At 67.1% G+C, this 14,975-nt stretch carries 15 protein-coding genes; 5 read left to right on the top strand and 10 right to left on the bottom strand.

Annotation, left to right across the window (positions count from 1 at the left end; all coding sequences use genetic code 11):
- Positions 1-564: 564 nt before the first annotated feature.
- Complete coding sequence (locus SriyCCGPB3_RS08695) at positions 565-1,764, bottom strand: MFS transporter (RefSeq protein ID WP_110711993.1); 1,200 nt, start codon at positions 1,762-1,764, stop codon at positions 565-567.
- Between the two features lie 72 nt (positions 1,765-1,836).
- Here SriyCCGPB3_RS08695 and SriyCCGPB3_RS08690 point away from each other — a divergent pair, with 72 nt between their 5' ends.
- Positions 1,837-2,634, top strand: a complete 798-nt coding sequence (locus SriyCCGPB3_RS08690; RefSeq protein WP_350260131.1) for an AraC family transcriptional regulator — start codon at positions 1,837-1,839, stop codon at positions 2,632-2,634.
- Positions 2,635-2,734: 100 nt separating this feature from the next.
- Here SriyCCGPB3_RS08690 and dnaJ read toward each other — a convergent pair whose 3' ends face one another.
- The 4 genes from dnaJ to hrcA all read right to left on the bottom strand — a co-directional run bounded on the left by dnaJ (position 2,735) and on the right by hrcA (position 7,765).
- Entirely contained in the window at positions 2,735-3,859 is a 1,125-nt protein-coding gene (gene dnaJ, locus SriyCCGPB3_RS08685; protein WP_014036853.1) for a molecular chaperone DnaJ, read from the bottom strand.
- Between the two features lie 154 nt (positions 3,860-4,013).
- Positions 4,014-5,939 carry a molecular chaperone DnaK gene (dnaK, locus tag SriyCCGPB3_RS08680; protein WP_093999974.1) on the bottom strand — a complete coding sequence of 642 codons (1,926 nt, stop codon included), beginning with the start codon at positions 5,937-5,939 and terminating at the stop codon, positions 4,014-4,016.
- A 182-nt stretch (positions 5,940-6,121) separates the two neighbouring features.
- The gene (grpE, locus tag SriyCCGPB3_RS08675) at positions 6,122-6,637 is read right to left on the bottom strand and encodes a nucleotide exchange factor GrpE (RefSeq protein WP_180847157.1); all 516 of its coding nucleotides are present in this window, start codon (positions 6,635-6,637) and stop codon (positions 6,122-6,124) included.
- Positions 6,638-6,700: 63 nt separating this feature from the next.
- Entirely contained in the window at positions 6,701-7,765 is a 1,065-nt protein-coding gene (gene hrcA / locus SriyCCGPB3_RS08670) for a heat-inducible transcriptional repressor HrcA (protein ID WP_107432375.1), read from the bottom strand.
- Between the two features lie 115 nt (positions 7,766-7,880).
- Between hrcA and recN the strand changes: the two genes are divergently transcribed.
- On the top strand, positions 7,881-9,542 hold the full coding sequence (recN, locus tag SriyCCGPB3_RS08665) for a DNA repair protein RecN (protein WP_350260130.1): 1,662 nt from the start codon (positions 7,881-7,883) through the stop codon (positions 9,540-9,542).
- Positions 9,543-9,653: 111 nt separating this feature from the next.
- Here recN and SriyCCGPB3_RS08660 read toward each other — a convergent pair whose 3' ends face one another.
- Positions 9,654-10,571: a LysR family transcriptional regulator gene (locus SriyCCGPB3_RS08660; protein ID WP_180847159.1), complete on the bottom strand. Its 918-nt coding sequence runs from the start codon at positions 10,569-10,571 to the stop codon at positions 9,654-9,656.
- A gap of 97 nt (positions 10,572-10,668) precedes the next feature.
- Here SriyCCGPB3_RS08660 and SriyCCGPB3_RS08655 point away from each other — a divergent pair, with 97 nt between their 5' ends.
- Positions 10,669-11,934, top strand: a complete 1,266-nt coding sequence (locus SriyCCGPB3_RS08655; protein ID WP_350260129.1) for an SGNH/GDSL hydrolase family protein — start codon at positions 10,669-10,671, stop codon at positions 11,932-11,934.
- 64 nt (positions 11,935-11,998) lie between these two features.
- Here SriyCCGPB3_RS08655 and fur read toward each other — a convergent pair whose 3' ends face one another.
- Positions 11,999-12,406 carry a ferric iron uptake transcriptional regulator gene (gene fur, locus SriyCCGPB3_RS08650; RefSeq protein ID WP_005409235.1) on the bottom strand — a complete coding sequence of 136 codons (408 nt, stop codon included), beginning with the start codon at positions 12,404-12,406 and terminating at the stop codon, positions 11,999-12,001.
- 103 nt (positions 12,407-12,509) lie between these two features.
- Here fur and SriyCCGPB3_RS08645 point away from each other — a divergent pair, with 103 nt between their 5' ends.
- The gene (locus SriyCCGPB3_RS08645) at positions 12,510-12,902 is read left to right on the top strand and encodes an outer membrane protein assembly factor BamE (RefSeq protein ID WP_010484453.1); all 393 of its coding nucleotides are present in this window, start codon (positions 12,510-12,512) and stop codon (positions 12,900-12,902) included.
- 36 nt (positions 12,903-12,938) lie between these two features.
- Here the strand turns inward: SriyCCGPB3_RS08645 and SriyCCGPB3_RS08640 are convergent, their stop codons facing one another.
- Both SriyCCGPB3_RS08640 and SriyCCGPB3_RS08635 read right to left on the bottom strand, forming a co-directional pair.
- Entirely contained in the window at positions 12,939-13,196 is a 258-nt protein-coding gene (locus SriyCCGPB3_RS08640; RefSeq protein WP_110711986.1) for an RnfH family protein, read from the bottom strand.
- Between the two features lie 3 nt (positions 13,197-13,199).
- Positions 13,200-13,625 carry a type II toxin-antitoxin system RatA family toxin gene (locus SriyCCGPB3_RS08635; protein ID WP_087922269.1) on the bottom strand — a complete coding sequence of 142 codons (426 nt, stop codon included), beginning with the start codon at positions 13,623-13,625 and terminating at the stop codon, positions 13,200-13,202.
- 57 nt (positions 13,626-13,682) lie between these two features.
- On the opposite strand from SriyCCGPB3_RS08635, the gene smpB reads away from it, so the two are divergent.
- A complete protein-coding gene (gene smpB / locus SriyCCGPB3_RS08630; protein ID WP_005409231.1) occupies positions 13,683-14,186 on the top strand; it encodes an SsrA-binding protein SmpB in 504 nt (167 codons plus the stop codon).
- A 101-nt stretch (positions 14,187-14,287) separates the two neighbouring features.
- Here the strand turns inward: smpB and SriyCCGPB3_RS08625 are convergent, their stop codons facing one another.
- Positions 14,288-14,860: a hypothetical protein gene (locus SriyCCGPB3_RS08625; RefSeq protein WP_164162780.1), complete on the bottom strand. Its 573-nt coding sequence runs from the start codon at positions 14,858-14,860 to the stop codon at positions 14,288-14,290.
- Between the last annotated feature and the right edge of the window lie 115 nt (positions 14,861-14,975).

Genomic DNA, 14,975 nt, shown 5'->3' with positions numbered 1-14,975 from the left:
GGGAGTTTTCGGCAGGGCTTGCAGCCCTGCACCTGCTCAATGCAACGGCAACCGCAACGGCCGAAGCCAAAGCGGCATTCCGTGGGGTGGCGGGGCGGTGTCGGAGTGCGGGGACGCCGCAAGTACGTCCTTGTAGGCTTGGCAGCGGCATCCATGCCGCTGACACCCCGCAATCCGACACCGCCCCACCTTCGACAGGTTCACACGGCTGTTGGTAACTGCGGCTGTTGTTCCGCGCGGCTGTTGGTAGGTGTCGACCTTGGTCGACACATCTGTCAGACATCGAATGAGTCATCCACGCATGGCGTGGATCTACCGTGTCGACCAAGGTCGACACCTACCAGAGCAGTAAGCCGTTCCGGCAGATCACGAAAAACCATCGAAGGCGGGGTGGGTCCGGTTGCAGGGGTGTCCGCGGCATGGATGCCGCGGCCAAGCCCCCAGGGATGGGTTTACGGCGTCCCCTGCAACCGGACCCACCCCGCCAACCCACGGATAGCCCGCTTCTGCTGTTGACGTTGCCTCTGCGGGTGCAGGGCTGCAAGCCCTGCAAACCCAACCCCCTCAGTGAGCAGCAGGCCGCGACGGTGGCAGCCAGGCCGCCACGATGCCGAGCAGCGGCAGGAACGCGGTCAACTGGTAGACGTACTCGATGCTGGTCTTGTCCGCCAGCAGGCCCAGCACAGCAGCGCCCAGCCCGCCCATGCCGAAGGCGAAACCAAAGAACAGGCCGGACACCATGCCGATGCGGTGCGGCATCATTTCCTGTGCGTACACCACGATCGCCGAGAACGCCGACGACAGCACGAAACCGATCAGCACCGCCAACACCGTGGTCCAGAACAGATCGGCATGCGGCAGCATCAGTGCGAACGGGGCCACGCCCAGGATCGAGGTCCAGATGATCGGCTTGCGGCCGATGCGGTCACCCAGCGGGCCGCCGAGGAAGCCGCCAGCGGCGGACGCCACCAGGAACGCGAACAGATGCAGCTGGGCCTGCGCCACCGGAATGCCGAAGTGGTGGATCAGGTAGAAGGTGAAGTAGCTGCCGATGCTGGCCATGTAGAAGTACTTGCTGAAGATCAGCACCAGCAGGATCGCCAGCACCTTGGCCACGGTGCGCGGCGGGTGTCGCGGCGCCATCGCCGCCGTGCTGGCGGGGCGTGGCGCGCCCAGATGCAGCGCGTACCAGCGGCCGACATAGGTCAGCAGGCCGATGCCGATCAGGGCGGCGCCGGCAAACCACGATGCGGCATGCTGGCCATACGGCACGATTACCGCCGCTGCAATCAGCGGGCCGAGCGCGGTGCCGAAATTGCCACCCACCTGGAACACCGACTGCGCGAAGCCGTGACGGCCGCCCGAAGCCAGCCGCGCAATGCGCGAGGCCTCGGGATGGAAGATGGCCGAACCGATGCCGACCATTGCCGCCGCCATCAGCACTACCGCGTAGTTCGGCGCGAAGCCGAGCAGCAGCATGCCGCACAGGGTCGAGGCCATGCCGATCGGCAGCGAGTACGGGGCTGGGCGACGGTCGGTGGCCATGCCGATCAAGGGCTGGAAGATCGAGGCGGTGAGCTGGTAGGTCAGCGTGATCAGGCCGATCTGGGTGAAGCTGAGATTGAAGCCGCCCTTGATCACCGGATAGATGGCCAGGATCAGCGACTGCATCATGTCGTTGACGACATGCGAGGTGGAAATGGCGGCCAGCACGCCGGGGGCCACCGGGCGTGAGGTCGTTGCGGGAGAAGCCAGGGTCGACATGGACACAGTCAGGTTGGGGGCGAGCCACGCATGCTACGGTGGGCTCCTCCTCCCTTCTGCCGCGTTCGGGTCATGGCATATCGCAAAAAGGACAATCCCTGCCCGGTCCGCGAGACTGCGCCGTGGAACGAGGTTCCGGTGCACCGTCCGGTGACCTGCCGCGCCCGCCACTACAAACCCGGCACCCACATCGCGCCCCACCGGCATCGCCGTCACCAGCTGGTGTTCGCCATGTCCGGACTGATGGTGGTGCGTGCGGACGGCGGCCGCTGGGTCGTACCCTCGACCCGCGCGATCTGGGTGCCGGCCGGCATGGCGCATGCGGTGGACTGCATTGCCGAAGTACACATGCGCAGCCTGTACGTGGAGCCGGATTTCGCGCCCCATCTGCCGGACGAAGCGTTCGCGGTGCAGGTAGCGCCGCTGCTGCGCGAACTGCTGCTGGCCGCCAGCCTGATAGAGACCGCACACGAAGAGGACAGCCGGGATGGCCGCGTGGTGCGCCTGCTGCTGGACGAGCTGCACCGCATGGACGTGCTGCCGCTGCACCTGCCCTCGCCCACCGACCCGCGCCTGCAGCGGATCTGCCAGCACATCCAGAAGCATCCTGGCGACGACGCCACCCTGCAGGACTGGGCGCAGGCGCTGCAGGTGGACGTGAAGACCATCCAGCGCCATTTCGCCAGCGAACTGGGCATGACCTTCGGGCAGTGGCGGCAGCAGGCACGGCTGCTGGCCGCCCTGGAGCGACTGGCGGTCGGCGACAAAGTCATCGATGTCGCGCTGGCGATGGGTTACGACAGCCCCAGCGCGTTCACCAGCATGTTCAAGCGGCAGCTGGGGCAGACGCCGGCGGCGTTCTTCCGCTGATCCTTTGAACGGCATCCACGCATGGCCTGGATCTACTGCACCACAAACGACAACGCCGGGCATGGCCCGGCGCTATCGTTCATCGCTTCCGTTGAAAAACTCAGGACGTCATCCGGTCCCAGAAGCCCTTCACGCCATCCATGAAGGTGGCCGACTTCGGCGAATGCTTGCGTGCTTCCTCGCCGACGAAGGTGGCCTCGAACTGCTCCAGCAGCTTGCGCTGCTCGTTGGTGAGGTTGACCGGGGTCTCCACCACCACACGACAGTACAGGTCGCCCTCGCTGCGGCTGCGCACCGAACGTACGCCCTTGCCACGCAGGCGGAACAGCTTGCCGGTCTGGGTCTCGGCCGGGATGCGGATTTCCGCTTCGCCGCCGAGGGTCGCCACGCGCACGGTGTCACCCAGCGCCGCCTGCGAGATGCGGATCGGCACTTCGCAGTGCAGGTCGTCGCCATCGCGCTGGAAGATCGCATGCTCGCGCACGCGCACTTCCACGTACAGGTCACCCGGCGGCGTACCGGCCGGGCCGGCCTCGCCCTCGCCCTGCAGGCGGATGCGGTCGCCGGTATCGACGCCCGCCGGCACCTTCACCGACAGCACCTTGTCTTCCTCGACACGGCCATTGCCGTGGCAGGTCTTGCAGGGCTTGGCGATGATCTGGCCGCGGCCGCCGCAGTTGTGGCAGGCCTGCTGCATGGCGAAGATGCCGCGCTGGATGCGCACCTGGCCGCGGCCATGACACACATTGCAGGTCTCGACCTTGCCGTCCTCCGAGCCACTGCCATCGCAGTCGCCGCACTCGGCCAGGGTCGGGATCTCGATCCGGCGCTCGACGCCGCGCACGGCCTCTTCCAGGTCCAGTTCCATCACGTAGCCGATGTCGGCGCCGCGACGGGCCTGGCGCGGACCACCGCCACCACCGCCAAAGATGTTGCCGAAGATATCGCCGAAGATATCGTTCATGTCCGGGCCGCCCGGACCGCCACCGCCCATGCCGTGCTCGAACGCGGCGTGGCCATGGCTGTCGTACATGCGGCGCTTGTTGCCGTCGGACAGCACTTCGTAGGCTTCCTTGCACTCCTTGAAGGAGGCTTCGGCCGCCGCATCACCCGGGTTGCGGTCCGGGTGGAACTTCATCGCGCAGCGACGGTAGGCCTTCTTCAGCTCGTCGTCGGTGGCAGTGCGGGCAACGCCCAGCACTTCGTAGTAATCGCGCTTGCTCATATCGTGAATCGGGTTCCGGAAAGTCGGGATTCGTCAAAGCGGAAGAGCGGAACCAGGTCCGCTCTTGCGTCGGGCGCCCCGACACGCCGGTGGGCGGTCAGGACCCTGATGCGACAACGGGACGCTGATGGCCAGCGTCCCGTGTCGGTCCGGATCAGGACTTCTTGTCGTCCTTGACTTCGGTGAACTCGGCGTCCACCACGTCATCCTGCGGCTTGCCCGCATTGCCGGCGTCGGCACCCGGGGCGGCACCGCCCTGGTCGGCCGAAGCGGCGGCGAACAGCGACTGGCCGGCTTCTTCCAGTGCCTTCGACTTGGCTTCGATCTGTGCCTTGTCGTCACCCTTCATCGCGGTTTCCAGGTCGGCCAGCGCCGCCTCGACCTTGCCGATGACATCGCCGCCGACCTTGCTGCCGTGCTCGGTGATGGCGCTGCGGGTGCCGTGGATCAGGGCGTCGGCCTGGTTGCGGGCCTGCACCAGCTCCTGGAACTTCTTGTCTTCTTCGCGGTTGGCTTCCGCGTCGGCGACCATGCGTGCGATCTCTTCCTCGGACAGGCCCGAACCGGCCTTGATCTCGACCTTCTGTTCCTTGTTGGTCTTCTTGTCCTTGGCCGACACGTGCAGGATGCCGTTGGCGTCGATGTCGAAGGACACTTCCACCTGCGGCAGGCCGCGCGGGGCCGGTTCGATGCCGGACAGGTCGAACTTGGCCAGCGACTTGTTGAAGCGGGCCTGTTCGCGCTCACCCTGCAGCACGTGCACGGTCACGGCCGACTGGTTGTCCTCGGCGGTGGAGAACACCTGCGAAGCCTTGGTCGGGATGGTGGTGTTCTTCTCGATGATCTTGGTGAACACGCCGCCCATGGTCTCAATACCCAGCGACAGCGGGGTCACGTCCAGCAGCAGCACGTCCTTGACGTCGCCGCCGAGCACGCCGCCCTGGATCGCAGCACCCAGTGCCACGGCTTCGTCCGGGTTGACGTCCTTGCGCGGTTCCTTGCCGAAGAACTCGGTCACCGCCTGCTGCACCTTCGGCATGCGGGTCTGGCCACCGACCAGGATCACTTCGCTGATGTCGCTCGAACGCAGGCCGGCATCGTTCAGGGCGACGCGGCACGGCTCGATCGACTTCTTGATCAGGTCTTCCACCAGCGCTTCCAGCTTGGCGCGGGTCAGCTTGATGTTCAGGTGCTTCGGACCCGAGGCGTCAGCGGTGACGTACGGCAGGTTCACTTCGGTCTGCTGGGCGCTGGACAGCTCGATCTTGGCGCGCTCGGCGGCGTCCTTCAGGCGCTGCAGGGCCAGCGGATCCTTGCGCAGGTCGATGCCCTGGTCCTTGTTGAACTCTTCAACCAGGTACTCGATGACGCGGTTGTCGAAGTCTTCGCCGCCCAGGAAGGTGTCGCCGTTGGTGGCCAGCACTTCGAACTGCTTCTCGCCGTCGACGTTGGCGATCTCGATCACCGAGACGTCGAAGGTGCCGCCGCCCAGGTCGTACACCACGATCTTGCGATCCTTGTTGTCACCCTTGTCCAGGCCATAGGCCAGCGCGGCCGCGGTCGGCTCGTTGATGATGCGCTTGACGTCCAGGCCAGCGATGCGGCCGGCGTCCTTGGTCGCCTGGCGCTGGCTGTCGTTGAAGTAGGCCGGCACGGTGATGACCGCTTCGGTGACCTTCTCACCGAGGAAGTCCTCGGCGGTCTTCTTCATCTTCTCCAGCACCTTGGCCGAGATTTCCTGCGGGGCCATCTTCTTGCCGTCGCTGGTGGCCACCCAGGCGTCGCCATTGTCATGGGCCAGGATGCTGTACGGGACGTGGGCGATGTCCTTCTGCACTTCGGCGTCGGTGAACTTGCGGCCGATCAGGCGCTTCACCGCATAGAAGGTGTTCTTCGGGTTGGTCACGGCCTGACGCTTGGCCGAGGCGCCGACCAGGACTTCGCCGTCCTTGGTGTAGGCGACGATCGACGGGGTGGTGCGATCGCCTTCCGAATTCTCGATGACGCGGGCCTTGCCGCCGTCCATGATCGCCACGCACGAGTTGGTGGTGCCGAGGTCGATACCAATGATCTTGCCCATGGGGGAGACTCCTGAGGATGCTTGTTGGGGTCAGTCCGGCCGCTCGGCCGGTGGATGAATACGATGTGGGGGAGGCTCGTGGAACATTCAAGCCATCTCCCGAACGCTGTGTTCAGCGCCTGGAAAACCTTGCCAGGCATGGCCTGGCACGACCGGGACCGGGCATCGCCCGGCCCGGCCGATCAATCGGCGGCCACCACCACCAGCGCCGGCCGCAGCAGGCGCTCGTTGAGCAGGTAGCCCTTCTGGAACACGGTCACCACGCTGCCCGGGGCGGCGCCCGGGGTCGGCACCTGGCTGATCGCCTGGTGGTGTTCCGGGTTGAACGGCTGGCCGATCGGGTCCAGCAGGACCAGGCCATTGTCGGCGGCGACCTTCAGCAGCTGCTTGTAGGTCAGCTCCAGGCCTTCGCGCAGCGGATGCGGGTCGTCGCCCGCGGCCTTCAGGCCGGCATCCAGGCTGTCGAACACCGGCAGCAGCTCGCCCAGCAGCTTCTCGTTGGCGAACTTGCGGGCCTGCTCGATGTCACGGGCAACGCGCTTGCGCTGGTTCTCGAGGTCGGCGCGCTCACGCAGCGCATCGGCCTTGATCTGCTCGACTTCGGCGCGCAGGCGCTCCACTTCGTCGTTGACGCTGGCGGCGGCGGCCGCATCGGCGGCCGTCTGCTGGGATTCGATATCTGGATGTTCGTGGTTCATGTCTGGGTCCCTGGCGGTCAATCTCCGCCTCCACCCACCCTAGTGTGGGCGGGATGCTGCGTTTCAAGCGTCGGATGTTCCGGGAGTGCGCCCGGCCGGTGAAAAGGCCGCGCCGAGCACATCGGCGGTGGCCTGGACCAGCGGAATCATGCGGTCGTAGGCCATCCGCTTGGGGCCGATCACGCCCAGCACGCCCAGTACCTGGCCATTGGCAGTGTACGGGGCGGTGACCAGCGAGACCCCCTGCAGCGGCATCATCCCGGTCTCTTCGCCGATGAAGATGCGCACGCCCGGGGCCTGGATGGTCCGCTCCAGCAGCTGCAGGATCTCGCGCTTGCTGGAAAACAGCTCGAACAGCTCGCGCAGGCGCTCCAGGTCGGACAGGTCCTGCACCCCCATCAAGCGGGTCTGGCCGGCCACCAGCATGTCGTCAGCGGCCGGCTGCAGGGCCTGCTCGGCCAGTTCGATGCTGTGTGCCAGCAGCTGCTCCAGTTCCGAACGGGCGTCGCGCAGCTCCAGCAGCAGACGGGTGCGGATCTCGGCCATCGGCAGGCCGGCGAAATGGGCATTGAGATAGTTGGCGACCTGCTCCAGCTGGCCCGGCGCGAACTCCTGGCGGGTCTCGATGACGCGGTTCTGCACCTCGTTGTCGGCAAACACCAGGATCGCCAGCACCCGGCGCCCGTCCAGCGCCACGAAATCGATCTGGCGGAACGCGAACTGCTCACGCCGCGGCGCGCTGACCACGCCGACGAAGTGGCTCATCGCCGACAGCAGCTCCGAGGCGCTGCCGAGCAGGGCCTGGGTGCTGCCGCCACTGGCCAGTTCCTGGCGCAACCGGGCCAGCTCGCCCTCGCCCGGCGGCTGCATCTGCAGCAGGCTGTCGACGAACACCCGATAGCCATGCGCGGTCGGGATGCGCCCGGCCGAGGTGTGCGGCGAGGCCAGCAGCCCCAGGTCTTCCAGGTCGCCGAGGATGTTGCGGATGGTGGCCGGGCTGACCTCCAGGCCAGCCACGCGCGCCAGCGTCTGCGAGCCGACCGGCTCACCGTCCTGGATGTAACGCGCAATCAGCGTGCGCAGCAGATGGCGCGCACGCGGGGCAAGCTGGTCGGGAGAACCGTGCATGGAATCAACCTGTGAGACACGGACACTAGATAATGGCGGCGCATCACCTTGGCAAGTCATTGGACCTCCCTCGCCCGCGTGCTAGCGTTGCGCGGCTGCTGATACCCCCTTACCCATGCTCAGACATCTTTCGATCAAGGATTTCGCCGTCGTCCGCGCCACCGAACTGGAGTTCGGGCCAGGCATGACCGTGGTTTCAGGCGAGACCGGCGCCGGCAAGTCGCTGATGGTCGACGCGCTGGGCTTCCTGTCCGGCCTGCGCGCCGACAGCGGCGTGGTCCGCCATGGCGCCGCGCGCGCCGAGCTTTCCGCCGAATTCGCGCTGGACCAGCTGCAGGCCGCGCGCCAGTGGCTGGCCGACAACGAGCTGGACGACGAGGAACAGTGCCAGCTGCGCCGCGTGATCCGCGCCGATGGCGGTTCGCGGGCGTGGATCAATGGCCGCCCGGTGACCCTGGCCCAGCTGGGCGACCTGGCCTCGCTGCTGGTGGAGATCCACGGCCAGCACGAACAGCAGGCCCTGCTGGCACGGCCGTCGCAGCTGGCCCTGCTCGACGCCTACGCCGGCAACGAGGACGAACGCCGCCAGGTGCGCCGCGCCGCTGCGGCCTGGCAGGCCCTGGTCGACGAATCACTGGCGCTGTCGCAACAGGGCGACGTGAGTGACCGGATCGGCTTCCTGGAGCACCAGCTGCGCGAACTGGACCGCGAGGACCTGGAACCGGAGTCGATCGCCGCGCTCGGCGCCAGCCACCGCCGCCAGGCCCATGCCAGCGCCCTGCTGAGCGCCTGCCAGGCGGCCAGCAACCAGCTCAACGGCGACGACGGCAGTTCCGCGCTGGACCTGCTGCAGCAGGTGCGCCACGAGCTGTCGCGCCTGATCGAACATGACCCGCGCCTGGGCGAGGTGGACGGCCTGATCGAGAATGCCTCGATCCAGCTGCACGAAGCCCTGTCGCTGCTGGACCGGGTGCACGACGACCTTGATGCCGACCCGGAGCAGTTCGAGGAGAACGAGCGTCACCTCGGCCGCCTGCATGACCTGGCCCGCAAGCACCGCGTGCCGATGGACGAGCTGGGCGCGCAGCGCGAGCGCATGCATGCCGAAGTGGAACAGCTGCGCGGCGCCGACGAACGCTTGCAGCGCCTGGCCGGCGAGATCGACAAGGCCGCCGCCGCCTGGCGCGTACAGGCCGAGGTGCTGACCGCCAGCCGTCGCAGCGCCGCTGCCGAACTGTCGGCCACCACCACCGGCATCATCGCCGAGCTCGGCATGGGCGGCGGCCAGTTCCTGATCGAGCTGGAGCCACAGGACGCCGGCAAGCCCGATCCGCAGGGTGCCGAACGCGTGGAATTCCTGGTCGCGGCCAACGCCGGCCAGCCGCCGCGCGCCCTGCGCAAGGTCGCCTCGGGCGGCGAACTGTCGCGCATCTCGCTGGCCATCGAAGTGGCCGCGCTGGACCTGGATGCAGTACCGACCATGGTGTTCGACGAAGTCGACTCCGGCATCGGCGGCGCGGTGGCGGACATCGTCGGCCAGAAGCTGCGCGCGCTGGGCGAGAAGCGCCAGGTGCTGTGCGTGACCCACCTGCCGCAGGTCGCCTCCAAGGGCCATGCCCACTACCGGGTCAGCAAGGCGCCGGTGGACGGCATGACCCAGAGCGCAGTGGAGAAGCTGGACAGCAAGGCACGCGAGGAAGAACTGGCGCGCATGCTCGGCGGCGTGGAAGTAAGCAAGGAAGCGCGCGCCGCCGCCCGCAAGCTGCTGCAGGTCTGACGCCGCCCGAGCCGAACATGGGCCCGGCTTCCGCGCGGTAGTGCCGCGCCGCTGGCCGGCAACCCGATGCGGGTCGGCGAAGATCGTGAGGTTGCCGGCCAGCGGCCGGCACTACCCCCGTGGCTGCGTCAGATCGACGTTCTCCACCAGGAAATCGAGGAAGGCGCGCACCCGCAGCGGCAGATAGCCACCCTGTCCCAGGAACACCGCGTGCACCTCTTCCAGGTCACCGGGGTTGGCCTCCTCCAGCACCGGCAACAGGCGTCCGGCAGCGATGTCCTCCTGCACCTGGTAGGTCGCCAGCCGCGCCATGCCCAGCCCGCCCAGCACCAGCTGGCGCAGCGCGTTGCCGTTGCTGGCGCGGGCATTGCCACTGGGCAGCAACATGCGTTCGCGACCGTCCTGCAACAGCGGCCAGCCCTGCATCGCCCGTGCATGGCCGATGTCCAGACGGTTGTGCGACTGCAGCTCCTCGGCGTTGCGTGGCAGGCCGTGCCGCTGCGCATAGGCCGGCGCGGCCACGATCATCATCCGCGTCGCGCCCAGCCGTCGCGCCACCAGGCTGGAGCTCTTCAGCGGGCCGGCCCGCACCGCCACATCGGTGCGCTGCTCAAGCAGGTCGATCACCTCGTCGTTCAAGGTCAGATCCACCCCCACCTGCGGATTGCGCTCCAGGAATGCCGGCAGCAGCGGCAACAGGAAGTGCTGGCCGAACGGCACGTTGGAGTTGACCCGCAGCCGTCCGCGCGGCTCGGCATGGGCGCTGGCACAGCGCTCGGCCTCTTCCAGGTCGGCCAGCACGCGCAGGCCGCGCTCGTAGAACGCGCAGCCTTCCGGGGTCAGCTGCAGCTGGCGGGTGGAGCGTTGCAGCAGGCGCGTACCCAGCCGCTGCTCCAGCCGGGCCACCAGCTTGCTCACCGCTGATGGCGTCATGTCCAGGGTGCGTGCGGCGGCGGAGAAGCCACCGGTCTCGATCACCCGCACGAACACTTCCAGTTCGCCGGATCGGTTGATGTCAGGCCGCGCCATGATGATGAATCCGATTCATAGATGATTATCCATGCGCAGTCTAGTTCACAGATGAGCGGGAAATCACCATGGCGCTCCCTCCTCCCGGGATTGCCCGATGAACCGCTTCAACCAGCTCACCACCACCGCATTGATCGTCCTGTCCAGCGCAGCCAGCGCCGCCCCGGCCCCGCACTGGGTCGCCAGCTGGCAGGCCAGCCCGCAACCTGTCTGGGGCGCCGAATTCCTGTTCCCGACCCTGGTCCCGGCCACGCTGCAGGACCAGACGTTCCGGCAGACCGCGCGCATCAGCCTGGGCGGGCCCCGGCTGCGGGTGCGGCTGAGCAATACCTACGGCACCCAGCCGCTGCGGATCGGGGCGGCCAGCGTGGCCGCACACGCGGGTGCCACCCCGCAGCCGCTCAGTTTCGACGGCCAGCCCGGCGTATCGATCGAGCCCGGTCAGGAACGGCTGAGCGATCCGCTGCCACTGGCCACGGAAGACCGCCAGGCGTTGCAGGTCAGTGTCTTTGTGCCGAGGCCGACGCCACTGCAGACCTTCCATTGGGAGGGCCGCCAGACCAGCTGGATCGCCGGCGCTGACCAGACCCGGGCACGCGACCTGCAGGGGGCCAGTTCCACTACCACCCGCCTGTTGCTGACCGGGATCGAGGTCGAGGCCGCCCACAGCGCACGCAGCGTGGCGGTGATCGGCGACTCGATTACCGATGGCGCCACCGCCAGCCTCGATCAGGACCAGCGCTGGACCGACCACCTGGCCGTACGCCTGGCTCCGCGCGGTGTAGCCGTGGTCAACGCCGGCATCTCCGGCAACCGCCTGCTGCGCGACGGCATGGGCGAGTCGGTTCTGGCCCGCCTGCAGCGCGACGCACTGGATCAGCCCGGCGTGGACAGCATGATCGTGCTGATCGGCATCAACGACATCAGCTGGCCCGGCACCGCCTTTGCCCGCGCGCAACCCCGGCCCAGCCTGGCCGAGCTGCAGACCGGCTATCGCGCCCTGGCCGAACTGGCCCATCGGCGGGGTCTACGCATCCTGGGTGCCACCCTGACGCCGTTCGCTGGCGCCCTGCCCGGCACGCCGCTGGACGACTACTACCAGCCGGAGAAGGAAGCACTGCGCCAACAGCTCAATGCCTGGCTGCGCAGCGACAGCCCGTTCGATGCGGTGATCGACCTGGATGCGGCGCTGCGTGACCCGTCCGACCCGTCACGGATGGCTGCCGCCTACGATTCAGGCGACCACCTGCACCCGGGCGATGCGGGCAACCGGGCGATGGCCGAGGCGGTGGATCTGGAGGTGTTGCTGGGCGCATCCGAAACCCCTGGGGTCAGAGCCCTTTCCCAGGGGAAAGGGCTCTGACCCCAGCCAATGAAAAACCCCGGGCAAGCCCGGGGTTTCGTCGCATCCAGCTGGCTGGAACGGCTTACTTGCGCTTCTTGCGCACGTACAGCACCAGCGAGTGCTCTTCCAGCTCGTAGCCGTGGTCGGCCGCGATCTTGCGCTGCAGCTCTTCGATCTCGTGGCTTTCGAACTCGATGATCTTGCCGCTGTCCACGTCGACCATGTGGTCGTGGTGGCCGCCACGGTCCAGCTCGTAGACGGCCTGGCCGCCTTCGAAATTGTGCTTGAGCACGAGGCCGGCAGCCTCGAACTGGGTCAGCACCCGGTACACCGTGGCCAGGCCGATCTCGTCGCCGTGCTCCAGCAGCTGGCGGTAGATGTCTTCGGCGGTCATGTGGTGCTGGGCATTGCGCTGCTCGAGCAGCGCCAGGATCCGCATCCGCGGATGGGTCACCTTCAGGCCGACTTTACGCAGGTCGTGGGTTTCCATAGGTCTCCGTTCATTGGCGATTTAGCGCCAGCTGCCTCGGATTGGGTCGCGGTGGCACGCCGGGAGTGTATCATCGGTTTGATTTCCCCAACCGCCAGTCCCGATGCGCAATCTCCTGTTGGTCGCCGCCGTCGCCCTGTCCACCACCGGGTGCGGCATCATCTACAAGCAACCCATCTATCAGGGCAACCTGATCCGGGAAGATGCCGTGGCCAAGCTGCAGGTCGGGCAGAGCAAGCAGCAGGTCACTGCGCTGCTGGGCACCCCGTCCATTCCAGACCCGTTCCACGCCCAGCGCTGGGACTACACCTCCAGCCAGCGCGTGAACCGCCTGGGCCGTACCGAGGTGAAGAACTTCACCGTGTTCTTCGACAATGACAACGTGACCCGCTGGGAAGGCGATTATTTCCCGGGCAACGACAAGGCCCTGGCCCAGCAGACCGTGCGCCAGTTCGGCCGCAACCTGCCGAAGGACAAGAAGAAGAAGGGCCGCTGAGGCCCCCTGCCCGTCCTCGCGGACGGGTCGCGGGAATCAACCGCCGAGCGCGCGTCGCCGGCGGTTATCCTTGGGGTCGGCCAGCAACGGGCGTAGCAGTTCGATACGGTCGCCATCCAACAAGGCCTGCTGCGGACGTGCCAATACGCCATGCACGGCCACCGCCGGGCAGTCGGCAGTGCCGTCCAGCGCGGCAGCAGCAATGGCATCGGCCACGGTCGCGCCCTCGTCCAGCTGCAGCCTGCACGACAGCACCCGCTGCGGCCAGGCCAGCACCACCTCGACCTCGATCATCGCTCAGGCCTCGTCGGCGACGCGGACGAAATCATTGACCATCCGATCGGCCAATCCCTGGAAGCCGATCGCCAGGGCCGGACCGAGCAGGCGCGAGCTGGGTTCGAATTCCAGGGTGAGGGTGACCTTGCAGGCATCTTCGGCCAGCGCATGGAATTCCCAGCGACCGTGCAACTGCTTGAAAGGGCCATCGCGCAGCTGCATATCGATGCTGTGCGGGCGCTGCAGGGTGTTCTCGGTCTGGAACCAGGTGCTGAACGAACCCAGGCCCAGGTCCAGGCGCGCCACCAGGCGGTCCTCGCCCTGCTCCAGGATCTGGGCAGCCGAGCACCAGCGGAAGCGGCGCGGATAGGCCTGGACGTCGTTGACCAGGTCGAACATGCGCGCGGCCGAATGTTCGACCAGGGCGCTGCGGCGGATAGTAGGCATGAATACAGGACGTTTCGGCAATCGACCGGGCGGGCCCGAATCGGAGACAATACGGAAATGAGCAAGAACAGCGGCAAGGATAAAGCAAAGAGCGCGACGGCCAACAAAACCATCGCGTTGAACAAGCGTGCCCGCCACGAATACCACATCGAAGAGCGCTTCGAGGCCGGCCTGGCCCTGCAGGGCTGGGAGGTGAAGTCGATCCGTGCTGGCCGCGGCAACATCATCGACGCCTACGCCTATGTGAAGCACGGCGAGATCTTCCTGATCGGCGCGCAGATCACCCCGTTGATCCAGGCCTCCACCCACGTGGTGGCCAATGACCGGCGCGAGCGCAAACTGCTGCTGCACCGGAGCGAGATCGACAAGCTGGTCGGCAAGGTCGAGCGCGATGGCTATACGATCGTGCCGACGGCGATGTACTGGAGCAAGAACAAGATCAAGCTCGAAGTCGCGCTGGCCAAGGGCAAGCAGACCCACGACAAGCGCGATGCCGCCAAGGACCGCGACTGGGCGATCGAGAAACAGCGTGTGATGCGTCGCGGGAACCGCGACGCATAAGGCGGCTGCACACGACCATGTAGAGTCGAGCCATGCTCGACTGCTTTGCGGTATTTGTAGAGCGCCAAAGTCGAGCATGGCTCGACGCTACAAAAGGCAGGTCACCCCGCCAGCATGCCCTGCCTGCGCATCCGCGGCGCCAGCGCCGCGTGCATCACTGCCAGGTGCATCACCACCGCCAGTTCCGGCGCATAACGGTCATCGCCCGCCCGCCACTTCCGGGCCAGTTCGGCCGCATCGGCCGGCAGCAGCGCCAGCAACTGGGCGTCATCCAGCGAATCCGCCGCGCCCTGCAGCTGTCGGGCCATCTGCCGCGACTGCCAGACGTGCACACCGATACTGAGACTGGCCAGCGACATCAGGACCACGGCCAATCCGTGCTCGAACCACTGCGACAGCACTTCCGGCCCCCATAGCAGGGCCGCCAGCACCGCCAGACCCGGCAGGCGCCACCCCAGCCAATGGATGCGGCCGCGCTGCGACCAATGCACCACCACCGCGCTGGCCACCAACGCGGCGGCGGCGGTGGCCGGCAGCTCGGTCAGCCACGTGGCCGCCAGCAGCACCGCCAGCACCGCCCAGACCCAGCCGGGCGGCAGCGCACGCCGCTGGTAGTCGGCACCGACCGGCCCGATCAGCTGTCGCAGACTGCGTTGTTGGCTTGCATCGGTCACCCACAGTCTCCGTGTCTGTCCTGGCCCGGATGGTCGTCGCCAGTGTGTCGCAAATTCGTGCCCACGAAGTTAGCAATCCGCTATGACAGACGCTCTACAACAAGTTGCGGATTGA

Source organism: Stenotrophomonas riyadhensis, assembly GCF_040256885.1.
Classification (GTDB): Bacteria; Pseudomonadota; Gammaproteobacteria; order Xanthomonadales; family Xanthomonadaceae; genus Stenotrophomonas; species Stenotrophomonas riyadhensis.
This window is presented reverse-complemented; position numbering and strand designations above follow the sequence as displayed.